A 6,560-nucleotide genomic window follows, 5' to 3' on the forward strand; every position below is an offset into this window, starting at 1 on the left:
GATTCGATACGACTACTGTTGTTCCCGGTTGTAAGTGCAACAAAAAAATAAAACGCCCCACGATGCTTGGCTCAAACACAAAAAAGTTCTATTCTGTTTGATTTTTGAAAGAGAAAACATTATATTTCGCCTCTCAATTCAGTCTCCTTTACTTCTGTCCCTGCAAGCTACCAGATTATGATCACCTGTCCCGGATATTATCCATATTATTTCCCTGAGGATATTTATATCCGGAATATTAATATCGATGACGAGTTTTCTCGGACCGGCTATCGCGTTTTCATCGGTAGTAATGTTACAAGTGAAGGTCAGTCAGGCGATGTGGTTATCGGCACGAATGGTAATGTAAATATAGAAGCAAAATCATTTTTGCTTGCCAAGGGATTTCGATCAAAAAAAGGCTCTATACTAAAACTTAAAAAAACGAGAAAATGAAAACGAAATTATTGGGGACGATTTTTATCTTAATTTGGATTGCTTTTATGCCTCTTTCGGCACAGCGACTCAAAGAGATTCCTCCCAAACCGACGGATGAGACCTATGAGTACATTCCTTTCCCGACGGGTGAGGCCATTTGGAGCAATCGCCGCTATGACAATATCTGGACTCCTCAAGAGCCTAAGAATACATTCAGTACCATCTTTATGAAGGGCGATACGCTCTGGTACGACTATAAGGTTTATCGCAAGTTGTATCTCTGCAAAGGCGATACGCCGGATTACAGCCCCGAGAACTTCTGGGGAGGACTCAGGGAAGAGGATAAAAAGATTTATTTCCGGCTATCTGAAACCTACAAAGGCCCCCACCATGTAATCCCGATGTTCTGTGATCTCTATGATCCCGATTTTCCACAGGTCAGCTATGACGAATTTGTTTATTGTGATTTCAATATTCCGGAGAATCCCGAGGAGTATTATGGTGCTTTTTTCGACCAAAGTCCATTTTTCTCATTTGGAGCAGGAGCCGGCTCATACGGAGTCAAGTTTCTTGGTACCGATTACGAATGGATAGGCGAGCGGTGGAGACGTGTTTTCTATTTCGATGCTCTTCCGGTTGATATGCGTTGGATAGAAGGCATCGGATGCGACAGAGGATTCGGCTACAACAGTGCCCCTGTAGCTTTAGGGAATTACATGATTTGGGATCTGAACCTGCTGTGTTTCTTCCAAGATGGAAAACAGCTGTATCACTGTACGGATTTCAATATACCTTTTGCCGGCTCTGAGAACTGCTTCCCGGCCGATTTCTTTCCCTTCTCGATCGATGAGATTGTTTCGGATGGGAGCATATCCGTTCGATTCGAAAACGGCAGGCTTGTATGGGATAAAGCGATTTTCTCGCGTATTCTGCTGTACGATATGCAGGCTCGCTGTGTCTTTCGGGCCGAAACGGTCGGGATGAACTCCGTCGAGCCGAAAAGTTCCATTCCCACCGGCATTTACCTCTATTGTGCAGACGATGCTTCCGGCAACCGCCACACCGGCAAAGTGAGCATACCATAGCAGTCTGCGCCGAGAGACTGAGAATGACTTCGGTGATGAATAGTCAGGTCATACATAAGGCCCTGCAAGGTGATGACAGACCCTTGCAGGGCTTTTCTTCTCGAAAGTCTCAAAAGCCTTTGGGATGATCTCGTCATATTATCCCGTACCTTATTTGTCATTGAACAATATAGTTACCTTTGTACCGATGTGTCAAAGAACACAGTATGACGAAGCCTGAACCACGGACATCAATATCTTCAAAATAAGAAATGAAAAAAGACAGCGTAATTTTCGATCTGATCGAAAAAGAACACCAGCGCCAGCTCAAAGGCATCGAGCTGATCGCATCGGAAAACTTCGTAAGCGAACAAGTTATGCAGGCTATGGGTAGCTGCATGACCAATAAGTATGCCGAAGGTTATCCCGGCAAACGCTACTACGGAGGTTGCGAAGTGGTAGACCAAAGCGAGCAAATCGCCATCGACCGTATCAAACAACTCTACGGAGCCGAATGGGCCAACGTACAGCCCCACTCCGGAGCACAGGCCAATATGGCCGTTCTGCTGGCTTGCCTCGAAGCAGGCGATACGTTCATGGGGCTAAACCTCGAACACGGCGGCCACCTGTCGCACGGCTCACTCGTCAATAGCTCGGGTATCCTCTACCGTCCTATCGGCTACAACCTGAGCGAGGAGACGGGAATGGTGGACTACGACCACATGGAGAAAATGGCCATCGAGCACAAACCCAAGCTGATCATCGGTGGCGGTTCGGCCTACTCTCGTGAGTGGGACTACAAGCGTATGCGTGAGATCGCTGACAAGGTAGGTGCCCTGCTGATGATCGACATGGCACACCCTGCCGGTCTGATCGCTGCCGGTCTGCTGGAGAACCCCGTGAAGTATGCTCATATCGTTACTTCTACGACTCACAAGACACTGCGTGGCCCCCGTGGCGGTATCATCCTCATGGGCAAGGACTTCGACAATCCTTGGGGCAAGAAAACTCCGAAGGGCGAGATCAAGAAGATGAGTGCACTCCTCGACTCTGCCGTATTCCCCGGTGTACAGGGCGGTCCGCTCGAGCACGTTATCGCTGCTAAGGCTGTAGCTTTCGGAGAAGCGTTGGATCCTTCGTTCAAGGAATACCAGACGCAGGTGAAAAAGAATGCTGCCATCCTGGCACAGGCTTTCATGGACAAGGGCTATAAAGTGATTTCCGGTGGTACGGACAACCACAGTATGCTGATCGATCTTCGTCCGAAGTTCCCCGAACTGACGGGTAAGGTGGCAGAGAAGGCCCTCGTGGCAGCGGATATTACCGTGAATAAGAACATGGTACCGTTCGATTCTCGCTCTGCATTCCAGACATCGGGCTTCCGCGTGGGTACTCCGGCCATCACCACTCGTGGCGTAAAAGAAGACAAGATGGGCTATATCGTGGAGTTGATAGACCGTGTGCTCTCGGCACCGGAGGACGAAGCCGTGATAGCATCGGTTCGTGCCGAAGTCAACCGGATGATGGCCGATTATCCTCTCTTTGCTTGGTAAGAAATCCCAAGAAGTCTATCTCCCTATCCTCCTCTTAGGATAGGGGATAGATCTTTCTGATATTCTGGAAAGCACGCAAGTGTGTGTGGTGTCGGTAGTAACCGGCGCGCTCTCACTTACGTGCTTTTATTGTTTGATTACTAATTCATACCTGACAATGAAACGACTGACTATCGGAGCATGCATTTGCTGCCTCCTTTCTCTTCTGGCCTGCTCGCAGAAAGCCAAGCAGGTGGAAATCCCCGAATATGACAAGGGTATAAACATCATTCCCTTGCCGATGGAGCTGACCGAATCGGACGACAACTTTACGGTCGATAATAAGACTACGATCCGCGTCTCTAACGAGGAGCTGAAGCCCATCGCCAAATTTCTTGCCGACAAGCTGAAGGCCTCTGCCGATCTTTCTCTCGATATAGAGGTAGGCGAGGAGCCTTCCGAAAACGCTATCTACATCGGCATCGATGCGGCTCTCCCCCTCAAAGAAGAGGGCTATACGCTCCGATCCGATAAGCGTGGTGTCAGTATCATCGGCAAATCTGCTCATGGTGCTTTCTACGGTATGCAGACTTTGCTCCAGCTCCTCCCTGCCGAAGTGGAATCTTCGAAGGAGGTACTGCTCCCCATGACGGTGCCCGGCGTCGAGATCAAGGACGAACCGGCATTCGGCTACCGTGGCTTTATGTTGGACGTATGCCGTCATTTCCTTTCGGTGGACGACATCAAGAAGCACATCGACATCATGGCCATGTTCAAGATCAATCGTTTCCATTGGCACCTGACAGAGGATCAGGCATGGCGTATCGAAATCAAGAAATACCCCCGACTGACCGAAGTGGGGGCTACAAGAACAGAAGGGGACGGTACGCAGTACTCGGGCTTCTATACGCAGGAGCAGGTACGGGATATTGTACAATACGCATCGGATCGTTTCATTACGGTGATTCCGGAGATCGAAATGCCCGGACATGCCATGGCTGCCCTTGCGGCTTATCCGCAGTTGGCTTGCTTCCCGCGCGAGTTTAAGCCCCGAATCATTTGGGGAGTGGAGCAGGATGTTTATTGTGCCGGCAAGGATAGCGTCTTCAGTTTTATCTCTGATATTATCGACGAAGTGGCACCTCTCTTCCCCGGCACATACTTCCATATCGGAGGAGACGAGTGCCCCAAAGACCGCTGGAAGGCTTGCCCGCTCTGTCAGAAGCGCATCCGCGAAAACGGACTGAAAGACGAACACGAGCTGCAAAGCTATTTCATCAAACGGGCTGAAAAGATTCTGCAGAAGCACGGTAAGAGACTCATCGGTTGGGACGAAATCCTCGAAGGCGGACTGGCTCCCACCGCTACAGTGATGAGTTGGCGTGGAGAGGATGGTGGCATCGCGGCGGCCAATATGAACCACGATGTGATCATGACGCCGGGTAGCGGTGGTCTCTACTTGGATCACTACCAGGGAAGTCCCGGTGTGGAGCCTTTGGCTATCGGAGGTTATGCGCCATTGGAGCATGTGTATGCCTACAATCCTTTGCCGAAGGAATTGCCGGCCGATAAGCACAAGTACGTACTTGGAGCGCAGGCCAATCTGTGGGCAGAATACCTCTATACTTCCGAGCAATACGAGTACCAGGCCTATCCAAGGCTGCTGGCTCTGGCAGAGCTTACGTGGACACCGCTGGCCAAGAAAGATTTTGCCGATTTCTGTCGCCGTTTGGACAATGCCTGCGTCCGTCTCGATATGCACGGTATCAATTATCACATTCCATTGCCCGAACAACCGGGTGGTTCGTCTGACTTTATAGCCTTTACAGACAAGGCTAAGCTGACCTTCACGACATCACGTCCGATGAAAATGGTCTATACGCTGGACGAAACCGAACCGACCCTGACATCGACCCCTTACACAATTCCTCTTGAATTTGCACAAACGGGTCTTCTGAAGATTCGTACCGTTATGGCCGGCGGTAAGATGAGTCCGGTACGTAGTATCCGCGTGGAGAAGCAGCCTTTCCATATGTCAGTGGAGGTGCCGGCACCCAAACCCGGGCTCACTCTTCGTACTGCTTACGGCGACTTCTATGATGTGCCCGACCTGCAGCAGGTCGCTTCTTGGGAAGTAGGCACTGTTAGCTCTTTGGAAGAAATCATGCACGGGAAAGAGAAGATAACCGATCCGGCGGTACTGGTGCGCAGAGCTGTGGAGGCCACGGGTTATGTGCTTATCCCGGAGGATGGCGTGTATGAGTTCTCCACCGAGAACAACGAGTTTTGGATTGATAACGTGAAGCTGATCGACAATGTCGGCGAAGTGAAGAAAACGTCTCGTCGCAATAGCAGTCGTGCTCTCCAGAAGGGCTACCATCCGATCAAGACGATCTGGATCGGTGCCATACAGGGGGGCTGGCCTACCTACTGGAATTACAGCCGGGTAATGATAAGGCTCAAGGGAGAAGAAAAGTTCAAGCCGATCTCAGCCGACATGCTCTTTCAATAAGCCTCTTCACATTGGTGATTAAAGACGGTAGCCTTTCTATTGAAAAAGACGACAAAGTCTGAACTCTCCACAATTACAAGGTCGCCCGGCGGATCGTTATGGATCCGCCGGGCGTCTTTTCTTTGATCTGAAAAAACTGAAGCACTGCCTCTTTCTTCAAATCAGTCTCTGCGACTAACTTCTATATAGTCACCCCTTAAATAGATCTTTAATCTCTGATATTCAGCAAATTAGTTTGCTGAATGTCAAATATTAAAAGAGATATTAAGGGACCACTAAATAAAATGCAGGCCATTTGCCGTGCAAAGGTCTCAACATGTAGAAAGATTTCATTCGGCAATTATATTTTCCGATGCTACGATAACATACAAAAAATGGAGTTGTGCCGAAAAACTATTTCAACACAACTCCTCGTTTTAGCGGTATGGACGGGACTCGAACCCGCGACCCCCTGCGTGACAGGCAGGTATTCTAACCAGCTGAACTACCACACCGTTCTTACTGTACTACTCANGGACGGGACTCGAACCCGCGACCCCCTGCGTGACAGGCAGGTATTCTAACCAGCTGAACTACCACACCGTTCTTACTGTACTACTCAGGGAAAAACCTCAGGAAACTCCCTTTTTGCAGTGCAAAGATAATAAGATAATCTTTCCGTACAACTTTTGTGTGGTAAATTATTGCGTAGGTGCATCGGATAATGAGTCAAAACGAAGTCGCCCGACCTCCTAAAAAGGAAATCGGGCGACCGATTCGTACTCCGAGACAGTTACAGATTCATCTTAAAAGCTTCTCTGCAGAATGTNAAAACGAAGTCGCCCGACCTCCTAAAAAGGAAATCGGGCGACCGATTCGTACTCCGAGACAGTTACAGATTCATCTTAAAAGCTTCTCTGCAGAATGTCTCCGAGCTTAGAGAGCGTTTATCACTTGACAGCAAGTTTTTCTACGTAAGACTTGCCATCAACAACCACCATAACTGCATAGGAGCCGCCCTGAGCCGTGTAAACAACCGTGTTGCGACCCGCTGCC

The 6,560-nt window shown here is 49.3% G+C and carries 4 protein-coding genes and 2 tRNA genes; 4 read left to right on the forward strand and 2 right to left on the reverse strand.

Features of this window, described 5'->3' with window-relative positions:
• The first annotated feature begins 177 nt into the window (after positions 1-177).
• The 4 genes from HQ50_RS01095 to HQ50_RS01110 all read left to right on the forward strand — a co-directional run bounded on the left by HQ50_RS01095 (position 178) and on the right by HQ50_RS01110 (position 5,525).
• A complete protein-coding gene (locus HQ50_RS01095; protein WP_018964554.1) occupies positions 178-435 on the forward strand; it encodes a hypothetical protein in 258 nt (85 codons plus the stop codon).
• Positions 432-1,502 carry a hypothetical protein gene (locus tag HQ50_RS01100; protein ID WP_152566839.1) on the forward strand — a complete coding sequence of 357 codons (1,071 nt, stop codon included), beginning with the start codon at positions 432-434 and terminating at the stop codon, positions 1,500-1,502. Before HQ50_RS01095 ends, HQ50_RS01100 begins: the two co-directional genes overlap by 4 nt.
• Positions 1,503-1,753: 251 nt before the next feature.
• On the forward strand, positions 1,754-3,034 hold the full coding sequence (gene glyA, locus HQ50_RS01105; RefSeq protein ID WP_018964556.1) for a serine hydroxymethyltransferase: 1,281 nt from the start codon (positions 1,754-1,756) through the stop codon (positions 3,032-3,034).
• Positions 3,035-3,191: 157 nt separating this feature from the next.
• Positions 3,192-5,525 (forward strand): family 20 glycosylhydrolase, encoded by a 2,334-nt coding sequence (locus HQ50_RS01110; RefSeq protein WP_039427667.1) that lies wholly within the window; start codon positions 3,192-3,194, stop codon positions 5,523-5,525.
• A 420-nt stretch (positions 5,526-5,945) separates the two neighbouring features.
• Here the strand turns inward: HQ50_RS01110 and HQ50_RS01115 are convergent.
• Both HQ50_RS01115 and HQ50_RS01120 read right to left on the reverse strand, forming a co-directional pair.
• Positions 5,946-6,019 (reverse strand) — tRNA-Asp (locus tag HQ50_RS01115).
• Between the two features lie 16 nt (positions 6,020-6,035).
• Positions 6,036-6,102: transfer RNA gene (locus tag HQ50_RS01120), tRNA-Asp, on the reverse strand.
• Positions 6,103-6,560: the final 458 nt, after the last annotated feature.

This window comes from Porphyromonas sp. COT-052 OH4946 (genome assembly GCF_000765965.1).
Classification (GTDB): domain Bacteria; phylum Bacteroidota; class Bacteroidia; order Bacteroidales; family Porphyromonadaceae; genus Porphyromonas; species Porphyromonas gulae.